Annotated in this window: 21 protein-coding genes and 1 pseudogene; 19 read left to right on the forward strand and 3 right to left on the reverse strand. The window is 70.2% G+C overall.

All coding sequences use genetic code 11. The features are described 5' to 3' along the window. The first annotated feature begins 118 nt into the window (after positions 1–118). From ACQG07_RS14535 to ACQG07_RS14555, 5 genes are all read left to right on the forward strand, one after another. Positions 119–1,105, forward strand: coding sequence for a 3-oxoacyl-ACP synthase III (locus ACQG07_RS14535; protein WP_194718740.1), 987 nt, complete (start codon positions 119–121; stop codon positions 1,103–1,105). Then, positions 1,099–3,777: an alpha/beta fold hydrolase gene (locus ACQG07_RS14540; RefSeq protein WP_426738625.1), complete on the forward strand. Its 2,679-nt coding sequence runs from the start codon at positions 1,099–1,101 to the stop codon at positions 3,775–3,777. The genes ACQG07_RS14535 and ACQG07_RS14540 overlap by 7 nt, the downstream gene beginning before the upstream one ends. Further along, positions 3,774–4,742 (forward strand): NAD-dependent epimerase/dehydratase family protein, encoded by a 969-nt coding sequence (locus tag ACQG07_RS14545; protein ID WP_426738626.1) that lies wholly within the window; start codon positions 3,774–3,776, stop codon positions 4,740–4,742. The genes ACQG07_RS14540 and ACQG07_RS14545 overlap by 4 nt, the downstream gene beginning before the upstream one ends. A gap of 83 nt (positions 4,743–4,825) precedes the next feature. Continuing rightward, a complete protein-coding gene (locus ACQG07_RS14550) occupies positions 4,826–6,100 on the forward strand; it encodes an alpha/beta fold hydrolase (protein WP_426738627.1) in 1,275 nt (424 codons plus the stop codon). Positions 6,101–6,157: 57 nt separating this feature from the next. Continuing rightward, entirely contained in the window at positions 6,158–7,285 is a 1,128-nt protein-coding gene (locus ACQG07_RS14555; RefSeq protein ID WP_426738628.1) for an epoxide hydrolase family protein, read from the forward strand. 20 nt (positions 7,286–7,305) lie between these two features. On the opposite strand, the gene ACQG07_RS14560 is transcribed toward ACQG07_RS14555, so the two are convergent. Next, positions 7,306–7,752 carry a MarR family winged helix-turn-helix transcriptional regulator gene (locus ACQG07_RS14560; RefSeq protein ID WP_426738629.1) on the reverse strand — a complete coding sequence of 149 codons (447 nt, stop codon included), beginning with the start codon at positions 7,750–7,752 and terminating at the stop codon, positions 7,306–7,308. A 63-nt stretch (positions 7,753–7,815) separates the two neighbouring features. Between ACQG07_RS14560 and ACQG07_RS14565 the strand changes: the two genes are divergently transcribed. The 5 genes from ACQG07_RS14565 to ACQG07_RS14585 all read left to right on the forward strand — a co-directional run bounded on the left by ACQG07_RS14565 (position 7,816) and on the right by ACQG07_RS14585 (position 10,511). Continuing rightward, positions 7,816–8,184: a VOC family protein gene (locus ACQG07_RS14565; protein WP_079704572.1), complete on the forward strand. Its 369-nt coding sequence runs from the start codon at positions 7,816–7,818 to the stop codon at positions 8,182–8,184. A 33-nt stretch (positions 8,185–8,217) separates the two neighbouring features. Beyond that, positions 8,218–8,751: an AAA family ATPase gene (locus ACQG07_RS14570; protein WP_426738630.1), complete on the forward strand. Its 534-nt coding sequence runs from the start codon at positions 8,218–8,220 to the stop codon at positions 8,749–8,751. Between the two features lie 143 nt (positions 8,752–8,894). Beyond that, entirely contained in the window at positions 8,895–9,941 is a 1,047-nt protein-coding gene (locus tag ACQG07_RS14575) for an NAD(P)-dependent alcohol dehydrogenase (RefSeq protein ID WP_191940106.1), read from the forward strand. Between the two features lie 192 nt (positions 9,942–10,133). Next, a complete protein-coding gene (locus ACQG07_RS14580; RefSeq protein WP_426738631.1) occupies positions 10,134–10,268 on the forward strand; it encodes a hypothetical protein in 135 nt (44 codons plus the stop codon). Then, the gene (locus ACQG07_RS14585; RefSeq protein ID WP_274499040.1) at positions 10,269–10,511 is read left to right on the forward strand and encodes a hypothetical protein; all 243 of its coding nucleotides are present in this window, start codon (positions 10,269–10,271) and stop codon (positions 10,509–10,511) included. Positions 10,512–11,000: 489 nt separating this feature from the next. Here the strand turns inward: ACQG07_RS14585 and ACQG07_RS14590 are convergent, their stop codons facing one another. Beyond that, positions 11,001–12,686 carry an Ig domain-containing protein gene (locus ACQG07_RS14590; protein ID WP_274499042.1) on the reverse strand — a complete coding sequence of 562 codons (1,686 nt, stop codon included), beginning with the start codon at positions 12,684–12,686 and terminating at the stop codon, positions 11,001–11,003. A 299-nt stretch (positions 12,687–12,985) separates the two neighbouring features. Here ACQG07_RS14590 and glnT point away from each other — a divergent pair, with 299 nt between their 5' ends. From glnT to ACQG07_RS14630, 8 genes are all read left to right on the forward strand, one after another. Then, positions 12,986–14,347, forward strand: a complete 1,362-nt coding sequence (gene glnT, locus ACQG07_RS14595) for a type III glutamate--ammonia ligase (protein ID WP_274499043.1) — start codon at positions 12,986–12,988, stop codon at positions 14,345–14,347. A gap of 5 nt (positions 14,348–14,352) precedes the next feature. Beyond that, positions 14,353–15,351 (forward strand): alpha/beta fold hydrolase, encoded by a 999-nt coding sequence (locus ACQG07_RS14600; RefSeq protein WP_426738632.1) that lies wholly within the window; start codon positions 14,353–14,355, stop codon positions 15,349–15,351. 58 nt (positions 15,352–15,409) lie between these two features. Next, positions 15,410–16,147: a TetR/AcrR family transcriptional regulator gene (locus ACQG07_RS14605; protein WP_426738633.1), complete on the forward strand. Its 738-nt coding sequence runs from the start codon at positions 15,410–15,412 to the stop codon at positions 16,145–16,147. A gap of 250 nt (positions 16,148–16,397) precedes the next feature. Then, on the forward strand, positions 16,398–17,717 hold the full coding sequence (locus tag ACQG07_RS14610; RefSeq protein WP_426738634.1) for an ammonium transporter: 1,320 nt from the start codon (positions 16,398–16,400) through the stop codon (positions 17,715–17,717). A gap of 112 nt (positions 17,718–17,829) precedes the next feature. After that, on the forward strand, positions 17,830–18,510 hold the full coding sequence (locus tag ACQG07_RS14615; protein ID WP_274499047.1) for a DedA family protein: 681 nt from the start codon (positions 17,830–17,832) through the stop codon (positions 18,508–18,510). Positions 18,511–18,515: 5 nt separating this feature from the next. Next, on the forward strand, positions 18,516–19,763 hold the full coding sequence (locus ACQG07_RS14620) for a sensor histidine kinase (RefSeq protein ID WP_274499048.1): 1,248 nt from the start codon (positions 18,516–18,518) through the stop codon (positions 19,761–19,763). Then, positions 19,760–20,428, forward strand: a complete 669-nt coding sequence (locus ACQG07_RS14625; protein WP_079704581.1) for a response regulator — start codon at positions 19,760–19,762, stop codon at positions 20,426–20,428. Before ACQG07_RS14620 ends, ACQG07_RS14625 begins: the two co-directional genes overlap by 4 nt. Positions 20,429–20,546: 118 nt before the next feature. Beyond that, on the forward strand, positions 20,547–21,902 hold the full coding sequence (locus ACQG07_RS14630) for an acyltransferase family protein (protein ID WP_426738635.1): 1,356 nt from the start codon (positions 20,547–20,549) through the stop codon (positions 21,900–21,902). 3 nt (positions 21,903–21,905) lie between these two features. Here the strand turns inward: ACQG07_RS14630 and ACQG07_RS14635 are convergent. Beyond that, positions 21,906–22,394, reverse strand: a pseudogene (locus ACQG07_RS14635) (TetR family transcriptional regulator); the annotation flags it as partial. Between the two features lie 45 nt (positions 22,395–22,439). Between ACQG07_RS14635 and ACQG07_RS14640 the strand changes: the two are divergent. Continuing rightward, positions 22,440–23,486 carry an NAD(P)-dependent alcohol dehydrogenase gene (locus tag ACQG07_RS14640; protein ID WP_426738636.1) on the forward strand — a complete coding sequence of 349 codons (1,047 nt, stop codon included), beginning with the start codon at positions 22,440–22,442 and terminating at the stop codon, positions 23,484–23,486.

Here is a 23,486-nt window from a genome sequence, read left to right on the forward strand (position 1 = left end):
GATTCGTCCACGTTCAGGGTAGAGGAGTACCGTCAGACGCTGGCGGTCAAGACTGCCTGGTCAGAGGCACGGAGGAATCGTGACCGGAAACGCAACTACCCGATTCGACAATGTGGCCATGTTGTCGGTGGCGAGCACGCTGCCGTCCGCAGTGGTGACCTCGGTCGAGATCGAAGAGGGCCTCGCGGCCGCGATGAAACGCGCCCGCCTCCCGAAGGGCATCCTGCGACGCGTCGCCGGTGTGGTCGAGCGACGACACTGGGGACCCGGCGAGAACTCGGACGACGCCACGGTGTCGGCCGGACGCCGCGCGCTGGCCGAGGCCGGCATCTCACCGTCGCAGATCGGGCTCATGATCAACACCTCGGTCACGAGACAGCACCTCGAACCGTCCGTCGCCGTGCGCATCCACGACGGCCTCGGCTTGCCGAGCTCGGCCATCAACTTCGACATCGCCAACGCCTGCCTCGGGTTCGTCACCGGTATGACGATGGCGGCCGCGATGATCGAGTCCGGACAGATCGAGTACGCGCTCATCGTCAACGGTGAGGACGCGAGCGAGGTCCACGCCAACACGATCGAGCGCCTGAGCGGCAGCACCATCGACCGCGACGACTTCATGAGCGAGTTCGCCTCTCTCACGCTCGGCTCCGGAGCAGCCGCCGCCGTCATCGGGCCGGCCGATCGTCACCCCGAGGGACACCGCATCCTCGGCGGGGTCACCCGCGCGGCGACGGAGTTCAACCACCTCTGCGTCGGCAGCGTCGACGGCATGTTCACGGACGCCCGAGCACTCCTCAAGGGTGGGCTCGATCTCGTCGTCTCCGCGTGGAAGGAGGCCGCCGGCGACTCGTGGCGGTGGTCGAAGATGGACCGCTACATCACCCACCAGGTGTCGTCCATCCACACGGACTCCATGGTGAAGGCCGCCTCGCTCGACCGCAGTCGCGTCCCGGTCACCTATCCCTACCTCGGCAACGTCGGGCCGGCCTCCATCCCGATCACCCTCGCCGACCAGCAGTCGACCCTGAACAAGGGCGACCGCGTCCTCCTCATGGGCGTCGGCTCGGGGTTGAACACCGGCCTCATGGAACTCGCGTGGTAGCGGGCACCGTCGCCGCGAACGTCGGTCTGCGGACCATGGGGGTGCGCGCCGCAGGTCTGCCCGGTCTGCCCGCCGCCTTCTCCCACCGCATCGACGTCCCCGGCCGCCTGGCCGACGACGGCACCACGCGCAACTGGCACTACCTCGACACCGCCTCGGCGCTCGCCGAAGCCGGCGCGACACCGGTCGGCACCGTGCTCGCCGTCCACGGGAACCCGACGTGGTCGTACCTGTGGCGCTCGCTCGTCACGCAGTCGGTCGAGCAGGCCTCCTCCGGTGGCGACGCCTGGCGCGTCGTCGCCGTCGACCAGCTCGAGATGGGCTGGTCGGAGCGGACCGAGGTCGCCCGCACCCTCGAACAGCGGATCGCCGACCTCGCCGCCTTCACCGAGGCGCTCGGCATCACCGGTCCCGTCGTCACGCTCGGCCACGACTGGGGCGGCGTCATCTCCCTCGGCTGGGCGACGGAGCACCCGGAGGAGCTCGTCGGCTCGATGCTCCTCAACACCGCCGTGCATCACCCGGAGGGCACGGCGATCCCCGCGCCGCTGCGTCTCGCCGGCGCTCGAGGCATGCTCGGTGCCGGATCGGTCCAGACCACGGCGTTCCTCGACACGACGCTCTCCCTCGCGTCACCGCCGCTCGACCGCGACGTCCGCGACGCCTACCGGAGCCCGTACGGGTCGCCGGCCCGCCGTCGGGGGATCGGTGCGTTCGTCGCCGACATCCCCGCGACGCCCGACCACGTCAGCTTCCCGCGCCTCGAGCGCCTCGCCGACGACGTCGCCCAGCTCCGTGTCCCGGCCGTCATGCTCTGGGGCCCCCGCGATCCGATCTTCAGCGACCGCTACCTCGACGACCTCGCCGACCGCCTTCCGCACGCCGAGGTCCACCGCTTCGAGGGTGCCGGCCACCTCGTCATCGACGACGCCCCCGTCGCCGAATCGCTGCTCACCTGGCTCGGCGACCGCCTGCCGCAGGGTGCGGCCGCGGAGACCGTGCCGGCTGCTCCCGCCGAGGCGTCCGCGTCCGACAGCGGCTTCGAGCCGCTGTGGCGTCGGCTCGACCAGCGTCGCACCGACGACGGCGACGCCATCGTCGAGCAGCGCGGGTCCGGAACCGCACGTCGCGTCAGCTGGCGGCAGCTCGACGACCGCGTGACCCGCCTGGCCGCCGGCCTGCACCGCATCGGTGTGCGACGGGGCGACCGCGTCTCGCTGCTCGTCACGCCTGGCGCCACGCTCACCGCCGTCATCTACGCCTGCCTGCGCATCGGCGCGGTCGTGGTCGTCGCCGACGCCGGTCTCGGCGTCAAGGGACTCCACCGAGCCGTGCGCGGTGCCTGGCCCGCCTACGTCATCGGTGAGACCAAGGGGCTCGCCGCAGCCCGGGCGCTCGGCTGGCCCGGCGTGAAGGTCTCGGCCGCCCGCCTCCCCGGCGCGACAGCAGCAGCGCTCGGCGTCTCGTACAGCCTCAAGGACCTGCTCGACACCCGCACGACGCCTGAGCTGCCCAGCGAACCCGGCCCGACCGACCTCGCGGCGATCCTGTACACCTCGGGATCGACCGGCCCGGCGAAGGGCGTGAAGTACACCCACGCCCAGCTGTCGTCGCTCCGCGACGTCCTGTCGGACCACTTCGCGATCACCGCCGATTCGGGACTCGTCACCGGCTTCGCTCCGTTCGCCCTCCTCGGTCCGGCGCTCGGTGCCCGCTCCTCCACGCCTGAGATGGACATCTCCTCGCCACGCACGCTGACGGCCCGCGCTGTGGCGGCGGCCGTGGCGGAGACGGATGCCGACATCGTGTTCCTCTCGCCGGCCGCCATCCTGAACGTGGTCGCGACGGCCGACGCGCTCGACAGCGCGGACCGTCAGGCGCTCCAGGGCGTCAGGACCGTGCTCTCGACGGGCGCGCCCGTCAGTCGCCAGCTCCTCACAGCACTCGTGGGTGTCCTGCCCAACGCGTCCGCGCACGCGGTGTACGGCATGACCGAGTGCCTGCTCGTCGCGGACATCACCCTCGACACGCTGCCCGACGAGGACACCGAGCACACGGGTGTGTGCGTCGGGACGCCCATCGGCGGCGTCGACGTGCGCATCAGCCCACTCGACGAGGCCGGACGCGCCACGGGTGCGCCGACGCAGGACGCGGATCGCCTCGGCGAGGTCATCATCTCGGCGGAGCACCTCAAGTCGCAGTACGACCGCCTCTGGCTGACCGACCGTGCCGCTGTCCGCGACGTCGCCGATGACGGACGCTGGCACCGCACCGGCGATGTCGGGCATCTCGACACCGATGGCCGCCTCTGGATCGAGGGCCGTCTGCCGCACGTGATCGCGACCCAGGACGGACCGATCGCTCCGGTCGGACCGGAGCAGGCGATCGAGACCGTGTCGCTCGTTCGCCGCGCCGCCGTCGTCGGCGTCGGCCCCGCGGGTCTCCGCCAGTGCGTCGCGATCGTCGAGACGACCACGGGTACGAAGCGGGTCCAGCTCGCTGCGGCGGAGCTCGCCGCGCAGGTGCGGGACGCTTCGACGCAGCCGCTCGTCGCGGTGTTCGTCGTACCCGAGCTGCCGACGGACATCCGCCACAACTCCAAGATCGACCGCACCCGCCTGTCGGTGTGGGCGGAAGGCATCCTGGCCGGTGAACGGCTGAGCACCCCGTGACGGTCCTCGTGACCGGCGCGAGCGGCATGCTCGGCCGCGAGGTCGCGTTGGAGCTGCTCCGCGCCGGCCACCACGTCCGCGTCCTGCAGCGCGGCCCGTCGGCGCTCGCCGATGTCGAGGAAGTGCGCGGGTCGATCACCGACGCGGCGGTCGTCGAGACGGCGATGGACGGTGTCGACGCCGTCGTCCACCTGGCCGCGAAGGTCTCGTTGGCGGGTGACCCGGCGGAGTTCGAGCGCGTCAACGTCGCCGGGGCCGAGGTCGTCCTCGACGCCGCCGAGACCGCGGGCGTCTCACGATTCGTCCACATCTCCTCGCCGTCCGTCGCTCACGGTGGCTCGGCGCTCGTGGGTGTCGGTGCGGAACCGGCCGACCCGGACGCAGCACGCGGGGAGTACGCGCGGACGAAGGCGAAGGGTGAGCTCCTCGCCCTCGAACGTGACCGTCGCGGGTTCGCGGTCGTCGTCGTGCGGCCGCACCTCGTCTGGGGCCCGGGCGACCCGCAGCTCGTCGAGCGCATCGTCGACCGCGCACGCCGCGGCCGGTTGCCGTTGCTCGACGACGGAACCGCCCTCATCGACAGCACGTACGTCGCGAACGCGGCGTCGGCGATCGCGGCGGCACTCGAGCATGCGGAGACGGCACACGGTCGTGCGTTCGTGGTGACGAACGGGGAGCCGCGTCCGGTCGGCGAGCTGCTCGCGGGCATCTGCCGTGCTGCCGGTGTGAAGCCGCCCGCCTTCAGTGTCCCCGCCGGCGTCGCCCGGGCCGCAGGTGGGCTCGTCGAGCGCCTGTGGAGCATCCGCCCCGGCGCCGATGAGCCGCCGATGACGCGCTTCCTCGCGGAACAGCTGTCGACCGCCCACTGGTTCGACCAGCGTCAGACCCGCGCGGCCTTGCACTGGACGCCGGCGGTCTCGATCGACGAGGGACTCGAACGCCTGGCGGAGCACTACCGCGCCTGACGCCTGGCCCGGGTGAGCCTGCGCCGTCATCGGCTCACCGACCGGCATCGCGCTCGTCCGCTCCACGGTCTACCGTGTGAGTCATGACCCCGCGACGCGACTCCGAGACCGGGGGCGCGGGCGGCGGCGCACCGGGCGATCACCCGTCGAGACCCCGTCACCGGGTGATCGGCCGCATCATCGGCGTCGCGGCGTTGGTCGCGTTCATCGTGGCGGCACCAGCCGTCGCGCGGTTGCTCGACTTCGGCGTGCGTGTGGGGGAGGGGGCGGCGGACGAGTCCTCGGTGGAGGGCTTCTACGGTTCCGCCACGCCCACACCGGCGTCGACCGCAGCGCTTCCAGGGACGATCGTGCGGAGCGAGTCCGTCGTCGGCGCGCCGGACGGTGCCACGGCGCTGCGGGTCGTCTACCACTCGACCGATGTCGACGGCGCCGACATCCTCGTCTCCGGCCTGATCGTCGCACCGAGTGAACCGGCGTCGGCCGGGACTCGAACGGTCGTGTCCTGGGCGCACCCGACGACCGGGACCGCGCCGCACTGTGCTCCATCGAGTGGTATCGCACCGTTCGCGCTCATCGAGGGCCTCACCGACCTCCTCGCGGACGGCAACGTCGTCGTCGCCACCGACTACGCGGGGATGGGGGTCCCCGGCCCGGCGTCGTTCCTCATCGGCGCGACCGAGGCGGCGAACGTCCTCGACATCGCCCGCGCCGCACAGCACGTCGAGGGCATCGGCGCGAGCGACCGCGTCGTGCTGTGGGGGCACTCGCAGGGCGGACACGCGGCCTTGTTCGCGGCACAGCGTGCCGCCACCTACGCGCCCGAGCTCGACGTTCGGGGCGTCGCGGTCGCGGCTCCGGCGAGCGATCTGGCAGCCCTCCTCCAGGACGACATCCGCGACGTCTCCGGCGTCACGATCGGGGCCTACGCCTTCAACGCCTACGCGGAGGCCTACGCCGATCGGCTGCCGACGGACCCGCTGAGCACCATCCTCTCCCCGGCCGCAGTGACGGCCGTGCCCGCGATGGCGAAGCTGTGTCTCCTCGGCGAGAACAGACAGTTGCACGACATCGCCGACCCGATGATCGGCTCGTTCTTGACGGCGGACCCGGCGACGGCTCCCGTGTGGAGCGACCTTCTGCGGGAGAACACTCCGACCGAGCGGATCACCGTGCCGCTGTTCGTCGCACAGGGGTCGAAGGACACGCTCATCCGGCCTACCGTGACCGCCGCTTACGTCGCCGCGCAGGAGCAGACCGGCGCGACGGTCAGCTCACACGTCTACCCCGACGCCGATCACGCCACCGTCGCCCTCACGGCCCTCGCCGACCTCCGGGCCTGGATGCGCACGCTGTGATGCGCTAGCGGATCCGGTTCGCCTCCCCTGTCGGACGTCTGCCCTAGCGTCGAGCGCATGCGTTCGTTCCGGATCCAGGTGCCCGATCCCGACCTCGAGGACCTGCGGCGGCGACTCGACACGGTTCGCCTCCCCGCCGCGATCGGTGACGCCGGCGAGGAGAGTGCCCTCTCGCTCGACCGGTTGCGGGCGCTCGTCGACCACTGGCGGGACGGCTTCGACTGGCGGCGCATCGAACGGGAGCTGCAGGAGGTGCCGCAGTTCGAGGCGGAGGTCGACGGCCAGCGGCTGCATGTCGCGCGGCTACCGGCGCCGGACGGCGTCACGGTGACGGTCCCGGTGATCGCGTTCCACGGCTGGCCGTACTCCTTCGTCGAGATGCTGCCGCTGGCGAGGGAACTCGCAGGACGCACGGTCGACCTCGGCGACGGCCGGACACTCGGCTTCGAGGTCGTCGTCCCCTCGCTGCCCGGGTACGGGTTCTCGGCGCCTCTCGCGGACCGGCCGTTCACCGGCCCGGTGGTCGCCGAACTCATGCACGCACTCATGACCGAGGTGCTGGGGCGCGCGAGCTACCTCACCTACGGCGAGGACGTCGGGTCGACGACGAGCGACTGGCTCGCGGCCCTGTATCCCGAATCGGTCATCGGCCAGTTCGCGACGCACGCCGCCTTCCCATCTGCGTCCCGAGCGCGCGACCTCACCGCCGAGGAGCAGGACTGGCTCGCCCGACACGACCAGGAGTGGGCTCGCGGCCTCGCCTACGCGCGGGTGCAGGCCACCAGGCCCGAGATCCTCGCGACGGCCCTCAACGACTCGCCGGTGGGCCTCGCCGCGTGGATCGTGGAGAAGCTCCTCGCGTGGGCGGGCGAGGGGGACTGGTGGACCGACGACGAGCTGCTGACCACGGTCTCGCTGTACTGGTTCACGCAGAGCGTCGGGTCGTCGTTCCCGCCGTATCGCGACCACCCGAAGCAGCCTGAACTCCCACTGGTCGAGGTGCCCGTGGCCGTCGCCGTGCAGACGGGCGAACGCGGACTCCCGCGCTCCTACGCGGCGCGGACGTACACCGACATCCGGAGCTGGGAGGAGCTGGACTGCGGTGCGCACTTCACTGCCTGGCAGGTGCCGGACGTGGTGGCGGACCGGATCGAGGCGTTCGCCGTGACCCTGCTCGAGGACTGACCGGCCGAGGAGGCGGGCCGTCAGGCGTCGGCGTCGCGAAGTGAGCGGATCATCCTGCGCAGGATGCCGAGCGCCGCCTGCTGCTCGTCCGCGGTCAGGTCGCTCAGCATCCGCACCTCGACCGTTCGCACCGCGGCGGTCGCCTGCGCGAGATGCTCGCGACCGAGCGGCGTCAGCTGCGTGGGCAGGGCCTTCCCAACGGGTGCCTGGTCAGGACGGCTGACGAAGCCGTCGCGCTCGAGGGCCTGCAGGAGCACGTTCATGGACTGTCGGGTGACGAAGGCGCCGCGAGCCAGTTCCGAGTTCGACAGCCCGGGTCGCTGGGCGAGGAGTTCGAGGCAGGAGTAGTGCGTGATCGTCATGCCGAGTGGCCGCAGCACCGCCTCCATGGCTGAGCGGAGTGCGCTCGACGCCTCCTTCAGGAGGTACCCGAGCGAGGTGTCCAGTTCGATCCCGTCTTGACTCATGTCAGTATTCTGACATAGACTGAGTGTGTCAGATAACTGACACAAGAGAAATGGACGCACATCATGCCCGTCACCGGACCCGACTTCATCTCCCTCCAGGTCACCGACCTCGACGCCTCGCAGGCCTTCTACGAGCAGTACCTCGGCCTCGTCCGCTCGCAGGCCGGCCCGCCGCACGCGGTCGTCTTCGAGACGACGCCGACCGCCTTCGCGCTGCGCGACATCGTCCCCGGGACCGACCTCGCCTCGGTGAACCAGCCCGGGATCGGAGCGGCGATCTGGCTGCACGCCACCGACGTCCAGGAGATCCACGACGCCCTCGTCGCCGACGGCCACGCGATCGTCTCGGCGCCGATCGACGGCCCGTTCGGTCGCACCTTCACCTTCGCCGACCCCGACGGCTACCAGCTGACGCTCCACGACCGCGCCTGAGCCGTCCAGTGCCCGACGCGTCAGAATGGACGGATGCGACGATCGAGAGTGCACGTGATGGGCGCCAGTGGTAGTGGCGTGACGACGCTCGGGCGGGCGCTCGCCGATCACTGGTCCGTCCCGCACGCCGACGCCGACGACTACTTCTGGGTGCCGACGGACCCGCCTTACGTCACCAAGCGTTCTGACGCGGAGCGGGTGCGGCTCGTGCGCGAGCTGTTCGTGCCGCGCGAGGCGTGGGTCCTGTCGGGTTCGATGCCCGGCTGGGGCGACGAGATCGTCGCCGAGTGCGACGCGATCGTCTTCGTGACCCTCGACCCGGCGGAGCGGCTGCGGCGTCTGGAGGCCCGAGAGATCGAGCGGCGGGCCGGCGAACCGCACGACGAGCGCGCGTGGCAGGAGTTCCGGGAGTGGGCGTCCGGCTACGACGACCCCGCGTTCGACGGCCGGAGTCGGGCGTCGCACGAGGCCTGGCTCGCGACCCTGCCGCAGTCGGTCCTCCAGGTGGACAGTGGGCTGTCGCGAGCTGAACTCCTCGACGCTGTCCTGGCCTGGGAACCGCGCTGACGGGTGTCGGTGCCAGAGTTCTGTCAACGGGGTGTCGGCCGCCGGATCGAGGCGCATACTGGAACGGTCAGACTTATCTGACACACGTCGCTTAGTGAGCGACTGCGGCGTGCGGTTCCGACGCTCGAGGAGGATGTCTCACCATGAAGGCACTGCGGTACACGAAGATCGGCTCGGCCCCCGAGGTCGTCGAGATCGAGAAGCCGACACCGGGGCCGGGTGAGATCCTCCTGAAGGTCACCGCCGCCGGTGTCTGCCACTCCGACGACTACGTCATGAGCCTCCCCGAGGAGGACTACCTCGCGCAGCAATACCCGCTGCCGCTCACGCTCGGTCACGAGGGTGCCGGCGTCATTGAGTCGTTCGGCGAGGGTGTCGAGACGAGCCTGCAGATCGGTGACGCGGTCGCCGTCTACGGGCCGTGGGGCTGTGGCCACTGCCTGAACTGTTCGCAGGGCAAGGAGAACTACTGCACGAACGCCGTCGCCGAGGGGATCCGTCCTCCCGGACTCGGCAGCCAGGGCTCGATGGCCGAGTACATGATCGTCGACGACGTGCGCCATCTGGTGCCGATCGGCGACCTCGACCCCGTGAAGAACGTGTCCCTCACCGATGCCGGGCTCACGCCGTACCACGCGATCAAGCGCAGCCTGCCGAAGCTCGGTGCCGGCACCTTCGCCGTCGTCATCGGATCCGGTGGTCTCGGTCACGTCGGCATCCAGATGCTCAAGGCGCTCTCCGGAGCGACGGTCATCGTCCTCGATGTGAGCGACGAGAAGCTCGAGCTGGCGAAGCACGTCGGCGCCGACGTCACGCTCATCAGCGACGAGTCGGCCGCGGGCAAGATCCGCGAGCTGACCGGCGGGGTCGGGGTCGACGCGGTGTTCGACTTCGTCGGCGCCAACCCGACGATCGCCACGGCCACCGCGGTCGCCGCCATGGAGGCCGACGTGACGATCGTGGGCATCGGTGGCGGATCGGCGACCATCGGCTTCGGTTCGATCGCCTATGACGCCGCCGTCCGCGTGCCGTACTGGGGTTCGCGGAGCGAGCTCATCGAGGTCTTCGAGCTCGCGAAGGCGGGCAAGGTCGACGTCGAGGTGCAGCCGTACTCGCTCGACGACGCCCCGAAGGCCTACGAGGACCTGCACGCGGGCACGATCCGCGGTCGCGCGGTCATCGTTCCGTAACCACGACTCCCGGAACCGGCGTCGGTCGCACTCGCGGCGGGCGCCGGTTCTGCGTTTTCAGTGCACCTCGGCGCAGGGTTCACACCCTGGAAACACTTTCGACACTGCGTCGAAACTCCACCAACGCATACGTTCAATACAGTATCGAAATGAGTCGCGGCGAGGGCAGCGACGTAACCGGAGGAGCATCCCATGACCGTCATCGAGACCGTTAACACCGTGGAGTCCGTTCCGGTCGGGACCACGACCTACGACGTGCAGATCACCGGCTTCGACCCCGACTCCGCGAGCGGCCAGTCCAACTTGGGGCCCGACGACGCGCCCTGAATGGAACCCGGAGCCTCGTTCACGCCCGGTGTCAACGGGGCGACGATCCGCGTGGAGAACACCCCGGGTGCCGGCTATTTGCTCAACAGCTACTCCTACACGCCCACCGAGGTCGTCCTGTTCGGCTGGCCGAACGCCCTGAGTGCCGGCAACCCGTTCTATCCGGACGAGCCGTTCCGCTTCACCTCCCGCTTCTCGAACCGCAACGCCGTGGGCACCCCGGCCCGCGACCTGCAGATCTGACATGCCGGGAATGCCGACCAGGTCCACCTGACCGGGCCGGGGACCCAGCGGCTGCAGCAGTTCCCGATCATGATCGAGTACGGGGTCCTGACCGGCACGCCGAACGCGCAGCTCAGCCGCTGCGGTCGGGTGGGCGACGGTGCAGCGACCTGGTACGCCTCGCCGGCCGATATCCCGGCGGGCGGTGGCGACGCTGATGGCGGTGCCGCGGCTGGAGGCGGCGACGACCTCAGCAAGACCGGTGTCGACGGTGTCGTCCCCGCGACGGCGCTCGGTACGCTCAGCCCTGCTGATCGGTGCGCTGACGGTGGCCGTGGTCCGGCGCCGACGGGTTTCGGATTCACCCTCCGCGTGATGACAGGCATGACGCGGTCGCGCATCCCGTCCACGACGTGTACGCAGAACGGCCCCGTCCCTCCGGGGGGGGGGGGCGGGGCCGTTCGTGCTTCAGCGGTCAGGCGGGCCGGTGGGCTCGCCGGGTCGCCGTCGTCAGTGCTGTGCCTGCTTCTGGCGGCGCAGCATCATGACGAGGCCGGCCGCGAGGAGCGTGAGTGCTCCGCCGATCGCGGCGATCGTTCCAGCCGCGTCGACGCCGGTGGAGGCGAGCTTGCCGTTCGACGAGTTGCCGCCGGTCGAGGATCCGCCACCGGTGTCGCCCGAGTCCTTCGTGTCGGTGTCGACCGCGACACCGTAGTCGATGGTGTCGGTGCCGTCGGCGAACACCGCGCCGGGCACGGTCGTGGCGATGAGGTGGCCGTCGCGCAGCGTCCAGGTGATGAGGTCGGTGTCGGCCGGGATGATCCACGAGGCGTTGTCCGGGCCGGCCGGGTTGTCGATGCCCGGGGTCGCGGGGTTCGGGACGACAAGCGCGTCGATCGTGACGGTGTGCTCACCGCGGGTCGTGAGGCCGGAGGCGTCGGTGGTGTCGATGGTCACGGAGAAGGTGCCGGTCGTCGTGGTAGTGCCGACGAGGTGCCCGGTCTGCGGGTCGACGGACAGGCCGTCCGGGAGTGAACCGGCCACGGTGGAGTACGAGGTCGGAGCGTAGGCGACGGTCGCCTCGGCGGAGTAGTCGAACGTCACCAGTTCCTCGTCGAGGGCGGTGTGCGCGGGCACCGAGACGGACGCGTCGTGCTGGTCGACCTCGACGACAGGGTACAGGGTGGTACCGTTCGCAGCGGCTCCGCTCGGGTCGTCGATCGTCCACGGGTACTGGGCGTACCACTCGTAGTCGCCGCGGATCGGCTCCAGCCCTTCGGCCGACGCCTGGGCGCGCGTGACGATGTCGGTGCTCGCGAAGGTGAGGGGACCGGCGTCGACGGATCCGTCTCCGAGTCGAGCCGTGCCGCCCGACCACGGAACGGTGCGGTCAGCCGGTGTGGCGGTGATGCTGCTCTGCTCGGCGGACTTCAGGATCGGCTCCGAGCTGACGTGACGCTGGTCGTCCGCCCACAGGGTCGACGTGGTCGGGAGTCCCGAGAAGTCGTTGATCGCATTGAATTCGAGGTTAAGGATGTTGTACGGGCCGCGCGGGAACGAGGCGAGGTCGGCACTGTCGAGCAGGTTGTAGCCGACACGCAGGTCGGTGAGGGCCGTGAGCGCCTGCAGGTCCATGTCCGTCTGTCGGTTGAACGGGACGAAGAGTTTGGTGAGGTTGGGCAGCGCGTCCCAGCCGGTGATCGTCGTCGGGGGAGCGACGGTCTCGTCCGCGACATCCGGGATGAGGCTCAGTGTGGTCAGGGTGTCGCCGACCCCGGCAAGATCGTGCAGATCGATCGTCGCGGGGAGGTTCTTGTACCCCTGGAGCGTGAGGGTGCGGAGCGCGTCCATCCCCTCGAGCGGCGTGAGGTCGTTGATCTCCAGGTTGGAGTGCAGGCGGAGGATGGGCGCGTTGACGAGGAACTGTGCACCCTCGAGGCTCGTGATGGTGGCGTACTTCGAGACGCACTCCACCCAGCCGGTCACTGTGGCGAGTTCGGCCTCGGTGATCGGCGTGGCGGCGTCGCGCTTGAACTGGTCCTCGTTGAGGCACGCCTGGAAGTTCGGGTCGGCGACGACGTTGGTGTCGCCGGCTGCCGCCCACGCTGCGGTGGGGATGAGGGAGCTGGCGATGGCTGCCGTGCCGAGCAGGGCCGATGCGGCCAATGCCCGTCGGCGTCGGGGGAGGTGGGACATGGAGGTGCTCCTAGCTTGTCTGATGGGGTGTTCATCGATCGAACAGTCGCATCAATCGTTTTCCGGGAGGCGGCTCGAGCAGCCGATCAGGTGATTACTTAAATACTAGACGCTCATGTTCAATACGTCAACATCTTTGGCTAGGTGATATGGCAGAGCTCGGTGTCATCCCGGCGACCCGCGCCTTCATCTCCGCGAAACATCGCCGTCACCACGGCGAAACCGGGTGTCCGCATACTTTTCAATACAGTATGGAAATACGTCGCAGTACGCGTGCGACACAACCGGAGGAGCACCCCATGACCATCGTCGAGACCGTTACCACCGTGGAGTCCGTCCGCGCCCGACTGCAGGAGGCCGGCGTCAAGTACGCCATGGCGAGCTTCGTGGACATGCACGGCAGCATCAAGACCAAGTTCGTCCCGCTGTCGCACCTCGAGCGCATGGCCGGGGGATCGGAGCTCTTCACGGGGGCCGCGCTCGACGGCCTCCCGCAGGCGATCAGTGACGAGGAGCTCTCCGCTCGCCCCGACCTCGACAGCGCGGTGCAGTTGCCGTGGCGGAAGGATGTCGCCTTCTTCGCGAGCGACCTGTACACGAAGGGCGAGCCGTTCGAGGCGGCGTCGCGCAACATCCTCAAGCGCCAGCTCGAGGCGGCGGCTGAGATGGGCTTCACCTTCAACCTCGGGATCGAGACCGAGTTCTTCGTCCTGAAGGACACCCCGGAGGGTGTGACCGAGGTCAGCGACCGCGACGACCTCGCGAAGCCCTGCTACACGGCGACCGCGGCGCTCGACAACCTCGATTGGCTCACCGAGCTGGTCGAGGCGATGACCGAGATGGGCTGGGGCGTGTACTCGTTCGACCACGAGGACGCCCCGGGGCAGTTCGAGATCGACTTCAACTACTCAGACGCGCTCACCATGGCGGACCGCGCCGTCTTCTTCCGGCTCATGGCCAACGAGATCGTCCGCAAGCACGGCTACTTCGCCACCTTCATGCCGAAGCCCTTCGCCGACCGCAGCGGCTCGGGTGCGCACTTCAACATGTCGCTCGCCGACATCGAGACCGGTGAGAACCTCTTCGAGACCGACGACGACCCACGTGGTTGCGGCATCTCGGAGCTCGGCTACAAGTTCATCGCCGGTGTCCTCAAGCACGCGCCGGCGCTCTCTGCGGTCATCGCGCCGACGGTCAACAGCTACAAGCGCCTCGTGCGTCAGGGCAGCATGTCGGGCTCGACCTGGGCTCCCGTGTTCGTGAGCTACGGCAACAACAACCGCACCAACATGCTCCGCGTGCCCCTGCAGGGTGGCCGCGTGGAGTGCCGGGCGGCCGACATCAGCTGCAACCCGTACCTTGGGGCGGCGCTCATCCTCGCCGCAGGCCTCGAGGGCATCCGTGAGGACCTCGACCCGGGAGCGCCGCACACCGAGAACATGTACGACTACACCGAGGCGCAGGTCGCGCAGCTCGGCATCGGCATGCTGCCCCGCAGCCTCGGCGAGGCCGTCGACGAGTTCGCGACCGACTCGTTGTCGCGCTCGGTGTTCGGTGACGCCATGTACGACGCGTTCATCGACTACAAGCGCCAGGAGTGGAACGAGTACCAGGCGCACGTGTCGGACTGGGAGACCGCCCGCTATCTGAAGTTCTTCTGATCCCGATGCACCAGGTCCTCGACCTCGGGAGGTTCGCGCTGGAGTCCGGCGCGGACCTCCCCGAGGCGCGGCTCGCGTACACGACGCAGGGCGCGCTGAACGCCGACGGCGACAACGCCGTCCTGCTCCCGAGCTACTACACCGGGACGCACGCGAGCTACGAGCCGTGGGTAGGTCCGGGGCGGGCGCTCGACCCCGCGGACTGGTTCATCGTCTCGGTGGACCTGTTCGGCAACGGTGTGTCGACATCGCCGTCGAACGCCGCCGCGGAGGTTCGCGGGGCCGCGTTCCCCGAGGTCTCGATCGGTGACAACGTGCGCGCGCAGCGCCAGCTCGCCGAACACCTCGGGGTCCGCCGCTGGCGGCTGGTCGCCGGCTGGTCGATGGGCGCGTTGCAGGCCTACGAGTGGGCGGTGCGGTACCCGGAGTCCGTCGCCACGTTCCTCCCCGTCGCCGGTGCCGCCCGCTGCTCGCCGCACAACGCGGTCTTCCTGGCCGGCGTCGAGGCGGCGCTCCGAGCCGACCCGGCGTTCGACGACGGCCGCTACACGACACCGCCGCGGGCCGGACTCCGCGCATTCGGGACGGTGTATGCCGGGTGGGCCTACTCGCAGGCGTTCTTCCGCGACGGCACCTACCGTGAGCTCGGGTACGCCGACGTCGCCGACCTCCTCGAGGACTGGGCGGCCGACCACGAGCGGTGGGACGCGAACGACCTGCTCGCGATGCTGCGCACCTGGCAACGGGCGGATCCCGGGCGAGGGGTCGAGGGCGGGTTGGCCGCGGCGCTCGGCGGAGTGCGCGCGCGGAGCCTCGTCATGCCGTCGTCGACCGACCTCTACTTCACCGTCGAGGACAACGTCCTGGAGTCGGCGATGATGCCTCGGAGCGAGGTGCGGGTGATCGAGTCCGACCTCGGCCATGTGGCGGGGCGGCCTGGCGTGCGTGCCGCCGAGACGGCCGTGATCGAGGCGGCCATGCGGGAGCTGCTGGGCGAGAGGTGAGCTGCTGTGCCCGCCCCTAGGATTGGCGGAGGTGTCCGCGAGCAGGGAGTGGTGATCGATGGCCGGCCGCACAGGAGCATCGCCCGGTCGTCCTCGCGCGAGCGGGATCGCCGCCGAGGATCCTCGTGAGGAGATCATCGAGGTCGCGACCAGGCTGTTCGCGGAGCGCGGGTACGAGCGCACGAGCATGACGATGCTGGCCGAGGCGTGCGGGATGAAGCAGTCCTCGCTCTACTACTGGTTCGCGAACAAGCGCGAGGTGCTGCGGGCGACCGCCGCCTCGAACCGCCAGTCGGTCGGCGCCGCGGAGGCCCTCGGTCCGATCGAGGCTGGCGTTCCCGCGAAGCTCTACCGCGTCCTCTACGAGGACGGCGTCGCGATCTGCGAGGCGCCCTTCGACTACAACGAGATCGAGCGGCTCGCGGCGGAGCATCCCGACGACCTCGCGTCGTTCTGGGACGACTACCGCACGCTGTTCACCTTCATCGCCGGGCTCATCCGCGACGGCGTCGAGCAGGGGACCCTCGTGCTCGGCGGCAGCGAGACGCCGGAGTGGGCGGCAGCGGCCGCACTCCACGCCAACGAGGGCATGCAGAAGGCCTACCGCTATGGCTCCGGCGACATCGCCGCGCAGTACCCGCCGGTCGAGGCCGCCGAGGGTGCGAGCGAGACGGACCGCATCAGGGCCTTCGCGCGGCGCACCTCCGCCGCCACCCTCCACAGCCTCCTTGTCGACCGCGCTGCGCTCGCCGACGTCGAGCGGGCTGCGCTCCAACTCGACCTCGCGGCCGGCTAACCCGCCGGAGACTCGTCCTCAGCTGGGGCGTCCGTCGAGTGGGTCCGACGTCCCGACCGCAGGCTCGACGTGATGACGCCCATCATTCACGTCTGCCGAGGGGTAAACGCCGACCGGACTCGACACGCGATCCCGTAACGAACACGAAACGGATTCGATACTGCATTGAAACCGGTCGTCACAACAATTGGATGACCTATTGAAAATGCGGTCGTCCGTTTCGGATCCCGCGCGAACCCTGGAGGTCCGAATGGACACGGCTGCAATCGCGGGCAACACTGCATGGCTCCTGACGGCGGTGGTGGCCGTGGCGCTGATGCTGCCCGGCCTGGCGATGTTCTACGGCGGCATGGTCAGCCGTCGCGTCACCATGAACATGATGATGATGATCTTCGCGTCGTTCTGTCTCGTCGGGATCCTCTGGGTGGCCTTCGGCTACTCGATGGTCTTCGGCGACAGCCTCGGCGGCCTCGGGCTCGTCGGCGACCCCACCGAGTACCCGGGCCTCGGCCAGTTGCTCGTCGCCCCTGAGGGGAGCACGCTGCCGCCGCTGGCGCTCGCCGCACTCCACCTGATGTTCGCCGGTCTCACGATCGGGATCGTCGCCGGTGCTGCCGCCGGTCGGATGAAGTTCAGCGCATGGATGGTCTTCGCCGGTGTCTGGTCGACGCTCGTCTACTTCCCGGTCGCGCACTGGGTCTTCGCCTTCGACTCCGCTGACGGCAGCGTGCAGGGTGGGTGGCTCGCCAACACGATCGGCTCGATCGACTATGCCGGCAGCACCGCGATCCACGTCAACTCCGGGGTCGCCGCCCTCGCCCTCGCCATCGTCCTCGGCAAGCGCAACGGCTTCCCGTCGCAGCCCAAGGCGCACAGCCTCCCGCTCACCCTGCTCGGAGCCGGACTCCTCTTCGTCGGTTGGATCGGCTTCGACGGCAGCGCCCTCGGTGCGGCCGACAACAACGCCGCCGTCGCGGTCTTCAACACCGTCGCCGCCACCTGCACCGGCGTCATCGTCTGGCTCGTCGTCGAGAAGCTGCGCGACGGTCACCCGACCACGCTGGGCGCCTGCTCGGGTGCGATCGCCGCACTCGTCGCCATCACGCCCTCCTGCGGCGCGGTCACCCCGCTCGGCTCGCTCGCGATCGGCGCCGCCGCCGCGGTCGTCTGCTACTTCGCCGTCAGCCTCAAGGTCCGCTTCGGCTTCGACGACGCCCTCGACGTCACCGCCCTCCACTTCGTCGGCGGCGTCGTCGGGGGTCTCCTCATCGGTGTCCTCGCGGTGCCGCTCGCGCCCAGCGGCGGCGAGGGACTCCTCGCGGGCGGCGGCTTCCTCCTCCTCGGCAAGCAGGCGCTCGCGATCGTCGCCGTGTTCGCCTACACCTTCTCCATCACCTGGGTGCTCGCCAAGGTCCTCGACAAGACGATGGGCATCCGGGTGTCGGCCGAGACCGAGGCGCAGGGGCTCGACGTCGCCCTCCACGCGGAGAACGCGTACGAGATCAGCACGCACGAGGCGCTCGCCCCGCGCGGGCACGCCGAGCCGAAGGTCCCGGCCGTCGTCGAGTAGTCCCGGACGGCCCCCGCGGTCGACCATCCCCTGCCGAGGACACCACCGCGGTAGGGGGTGGTCGATACCCCAGGGTGATGCCCGGCGTCCGTCCGCTTCGTAGCGTCGGAGCATGGACGTCATCAACGAACTCATCCTCGGCGCCGTGACCTCACCATGGCTCTACCTGGTGATGTTCGCAGCGGCCGTGATCGACGGCTTCTTCCCGCCGATCCCCAGCGAGACGGTGCTCGTCGCCGCCGCGGCGGTCGCCGTCTCGACCGGTGGGTCGAACCTCCTGCTGCTCTGCGCCGTCGCGGCGGTGGGGGCGGCGATCGGCGACAACCTCGCCTACCTCATCGGCCGTGGCGTCGGCACGACCCGCTTCGCCTGGATGCGGCGTCCGCGCATCGCCGCGGCCTTCGACCGGGCCGGGCGGACCCTCGGCAGGCGGGGCGCGCCGCTCATCCTGGGTGCGCGCTACATCCCCGTCGGACGGGTCGCCGTCAACATGTCGGCGGGTGCCCTCCGGTACCCGTGGCGTCGTTTCCTGCCCCTGAGCGTCATCGGTGGCGTGACCTGGGCCGCCTACAGCGCGCTCATCGGCGTCGTGGCCGGGAAGCTCTTCGAGGACCAGCCGTTCCTCAGCTCCGTCATCGGGGTCGCCGTGGCGCTCGTCCTCGGTCTCGTCGTCGACCGGGTCGCAGCGGCGCGTCGTCGTCGTCGCGAGCGCTCGGAGGCCGCTGCCGGGGCGAGTGGGACCGAGGAGGCGGAGGCGGACGACCACCCCGTCCTGGTGCTGGTGGGAGAATGACGACCATGGATCGCACGTCGCCCGGCATCACTCGTCGGACCGTCATCCTCATCGTCCTCGCGGGCGTCGGAGTTGTCCTGCTCAGTGTCCTCGTGCCGATCCAGAGCCTCCTCTACGGCACCGTGCTCCCGGCGTCGTTCCTCCTCGGAGCCGCGATCTGCGGGGCACCTGTCCTCTCCGTGGTCCTTCCGCGCGTCGCGATCGCGCTGTTCGCCGCCGCCGCGTTCGTGCTCCCGCTCATCGCCTCGGCCGATCACGACCCGGTCTGGCCGTGGCCGTGGTCCGTACCCGCGCTCATCGCGTTCGCCGTCCTCGTCGGGGCCGTCACCTTCCTGCACGGCTGGTTGCCGGGGCTCATCACCCTGCTCGTGAACATCGCCGGCTCGCTCGTCGCAGCGCTGCTCGTGCCGTCCGCCGCCGACCCGACCGCCATGGCCGCCGACCTCATCGTCGCGTCCTCCATCGCTGCCGTGGCGTTCCTCGTCGCGCTCCTCGTCTCCGGGCGCGTGCGCATCGGCGAGGAGCTCAACCGGGAGCGCCAGGTCTCGGCCACCGAGCAGTCGCGGCGGCTGCTCGTCGAGGAGCGCACGCGGATCGCCCGCGAGCTGCACGACGTGGTCGCACACAGCATGTCCGTGATCCAGGTGCAGGCCTCGACCGCCAGGTACCGGGTGCCCGGCCTCTCGGACGAAGCCACGGCGGAGTTCGACGACATCGCAGCGACCGCCCGGGCGTCGCTCGTGGAGATGCGTCGCCTGCTCGGCGTCCTGCGGACCGAGGATCAGGTGGCCGAGTTGACGCCGCAGCAGGGCATCGCCGATCTCCCGGCGCTCGCGGAGAGCCTGCGCCGGGTGGGCGCCGACATCACCCTCCAGGTGACCGACACCGACGGCGCCGAGGTCCCGCCGTCTGTGCAGATCGCCGCCTTCCGCATCGTCCAGGAGGGCATGAGCAACGCGGTACGGCACGCGCCCGGCGCACCGGTCGCCGTGGACGTCCGGGTCGACGACGCCGCGGTGCACCTGCGCATCCACAACGGAGCGTCCCGGTCGGCAGGTGAACACGGAGCCGGACACGGCCTGCGTGGCATGCTGGAGCGCGCGGAACTCCTCGGCGGCGGCTTGAGCGCTGGGCCGGACGGTGAGGGCGGCTGGCTCGTCGTCGCCACGTTGCCGGTCGCCGTGTCGTCCGAGCCACGGACGTCGACACCCTCGTCCCCTTCCCGACCCGTCTCCACGAAGGATCGCCCGTGACCATCGACGTCCTCATCGCCGACGACCAGGCCATGGTCCGCGCCGGGTTCGGTGCCCTCCTCGACGCCCACGAGGGCATCCGGGTGACCGGTCAGGCCGCGAACGGCGCCGAGGCCGTGAAACTCTCCGCGCGACTCGACCCCGACGTGATCCTCATGGACGTCCGTATGCCCGAGCTCGACGGGATCGAGGCGACCAAGCGCATCCTCGGGCCGTCCTACCCCGCGGCGAAAGTCCCACGGATCATCATGCTCACCACCTTCGACATCGACGACTACGTCTACGACGCGCTACAGGCCGGCGCGAGTGGCTTCCTGCTCAAAGACGCCCTTCCCGAGGACCTGGTCCACGCCGTGCGGGTCGTGGCGGCGGGCGACGCCCTGCTCGCCCCGAGCGTGACCCGACGGATGATCGCGCAGTTCGCCGCGCAGAAGCCCCGCGCCTCGCATGGCGCCGCGCGGCTGGCGGAGCTCACCGAGCGCGAGCGAGAGGTGCTCGTCCTCATCGGCCATGGGCGGTCGAACAGCGAGATCGCCGCGACCCTGTTCATCGCGGAGCAGACCGTGAAGACCCATGTCGGCAAGGTCCTCGCGAAGGTCGGCGCGCGCGACCGCGTGCAGGCCGTGATCTTCGCCTACGACACCGGACTCGTCGCCCCGTCCTGACCCGGACTCCGCGCGTCGGCGCCTCACCCCTGGGTACGGGGCGCGACGACACCGCCGGGTGATGTGCCCTTCGGTACCGCGTTCATAACCTCCTCGGACATCACCGAGGAGGACCGTCATGGCCATCACCCACACCCCACCGCAGCTCGCCGAACCAGGGCCCAGACCCGCGCTCGCATCCGCAGTCGTCGCCTTAAGCGTTCGCGACACGGGCATCGACCTCGTGCGTGCCTGCTGCATCGTCGGGGTCGTCGTCCTGCACGCGATGATGGTCGGCGTGACGGTGACCGCCGCCGGCCCGGTGTTCGAGAACGCGAGCGACGGCACGGCGTGGATCGCGCCGCTCAGCTGGGTCCTGCAGGTCATGCCGCTGTTCTTCGTCATCGGCGGGTTCGCGGGGTTGATCGCCTTCCGTCGGCAGCGATCGCGAGGGGTGCCGGCCTCGGCGTTCGTCGCGGCACGGCTGCACCGCCTGTTGCTCCCCGCGGTCGTGACCATCGGCTGTGTGGGAGCCGCACTCGCGATGCTGACTCTGGCCGGTGTCCCCGCCGACCTCGTCGCCATGGCAGGCTTCCGGTTCGGCCAGCCCCTCTGGTTCCTCGGCGTCTTCCTGCTCTGCCAGGCACTGCTGCCCGCACTCGCCGCCGCCCACGAGCGCGCACCGCTCCGGTCGATCGTGTCGCTCGCCGCGGCCGCCGTGCTGGTCGACGTCCTGCGCGCTGCCACCGGCGTCGACGCCCTCGGATTCCTCAACCTCGTCCTCGTCTGGACCGCGCTCCAGCAACTCGGGTTCTTCCTGGCGGACGGCTCGATCGGCGCGCTCAGCCGGCGTGTCCGGGCGCTCGCCAGTGTCGGGGCGGTCGTCGTCCTCGTCGTCACCTGGTGGACCGGCGTGTACTCGAGTGACCTCATCGCGAACATCAACCCGCCCACCGCGGCGCTCCTGCTCGTCGGCGTCGCGCACACGGCACTGCTGTCGCTCCTGCGGGACCGGCTCACGAGGCTCAGCCGGCGGCCCAGGGTCGCGGCGGTGACGGCCTTCGTCACCACGCGGGCCATGACGATCTACCTCTGGCACATGCCGGTCCTGCTGGCGATGGCCGGCGCGTCGGCCCTGTTCGCACTGACGACCGGCATCGCGCTTCCGGCGCCGGATAGCCTCGGATGGTGGCTCGGGCGGCCACTCTGGCTGGCGCTCGCGCTGACGCTGACCGCACTGGTCGCGACGGTGTTCGCCCGCGTCGAGGCGGTTCCGAGCCCGGTCGCGACCGGTGCACGACGGCGACTCGCGATCGCCGTCCTACTGGGGCTGGGCGCGATCGTGGCGCTCCTCGTGGTCGGCACTTCCGTGCTGACCGCGGCGCTCGCCGTGGTGCTGATCCTCGCCGCGCTCGTCCTGAGTGCAGAGCCCGTCGCGGATCGTCGCGGCCAGTGCCGTGCGCCGACGCTGGTGGACCTCGGGTGCGTCCGCTGAGGTCGCGACGACCGTCATCGACGCCTGTGCCCACGTCGCGGCGGTCGAGATGAGCAGCGACCAGATGTCCGCCGGGTCGAGGTCGGGGCGGATCGACCCCGCTCGTTGCTCCGCCTCGATGTCCCGGATGTGGCGGACGTCGTGGTCTTCGAGGCTGGGGTACAGGTAGCCGGTGCTCTCGCGCTCGAGCCGCTTCCACAGCACCAGGCGGGCGAGCGCCGGATCGGCGAGGTAGTCGTCGTAGAGCCGGGCCGCGTACTCGGGGAGCTCGGCGGCGGTGAACGGTACGCGGTCGCCGTTCGCGATGACGTGGGCGTGGAAGACGGCGTCGAACAGCTGGTCCTTCGCGCCGTAGTAGGCGTAGATCATCGGCTTGCTCATGCCGGAGCGCTTGGCGATGCGGTCCACCCGTGCGCCAGCGATGCCGTGGGTGGCGAACTCCTCGGTCGCGGCGTCGAGGATGCGCTGGCGAGTCTGTTCCGCGGTGGTCATCGATCCAGTGTAGCGACACTACCAACTAGTAGGTAGTATCAGCCCATGCGCACAACCGCCCTCATGTCCACCGCTGCTCCCCGCTCCCTTCGACCGACCGTCATCGACCGCCGCGACCTCCGCCCGGACGATGTCGACGTACGGGTCACGCACTGCGGCGTCTGCCACAGCGACCTGCACGCCCTCGCCTCCGCGGGACCCGCGGCCGGACTCGTGCCCGGACACGAGTTCGTCGGGGAGGTTGTCGCCGTCGGCTCCGAGGTGACGTCCTTCGCCCCCGGCGATGCCGTCGCCGTCGGCAACATCGTCGACTCGTGCGGTACCTGCACCATGTGTCTGCGCAGCCAGGAGAACTCCTGCTTGGAGTTCCCGACCCTCACCTACGGTGGCCGGGACCGCATCGACGGGAGCACGACGCTCGGCGGCTACTCCGGGCGCTATGTCGTCCGCGACAGCTTCGTCTATCACCGCCCGGCCTCCCTGGATCCGGCGGGTGTGGCACCCCTGATGTGCGCGGGCATCACCGTCTGGGAGCCGCTCCGCACCAACGGCGTGGGGGAGGGGACGCGGCTCGGCGTCGTCGGCCTCGGCGGTCTGGGGCACCTCGCCGTCCGACTCGGCCACGCGCTCGGCGCCGACGTCACGGTCTTCACCACCTCCGAGGGCAAGGCGACCGACGCACTGCGGCTCGGCGCGTCCCGGGTCGTGGTCTCGACCGACCCCGAGGCGATGGCCGCAGCGGCCGGCAGTCTCGACCTCGTCATCGACACGGTCTCCGTGGAGCACGAGCTCGCGCCGTACCTCCGCGTCCTCGACCTCGACGGGACCCTGTGCTCGCTCGGCTACCTCGGACCGATCTCCATCCAGACGATGGACCTGCTCCTCGGCCGGAAGCGACTGACATCGTCGGGCAGTGGCGGTCACCGGTGGACGCAGGACCTGCTGGACTTCTGCGGCGCTCACGGTGTGACGGCCGACGTCGAGCTCGTCCCGGCGGCGGACGTGGACGTGGCGCTCGACCGGCTCGCCCGCAACGACGTCCGGTACCGCTTCGTCCTGGACCTCGCCGACATCGACGCCGAGCTCGCCTGA

Origin of the sequence: Plantibacter sp. 2H11-2 (assembly GCF_050031945.1) — a bacterium.
GTDB classification, from domain to species: Bacteria; Actinomycetota; Actinomycetes; order Actinomycetales; family Microbacteriaceae; genus Plantibacter; species Plantibacter auratus.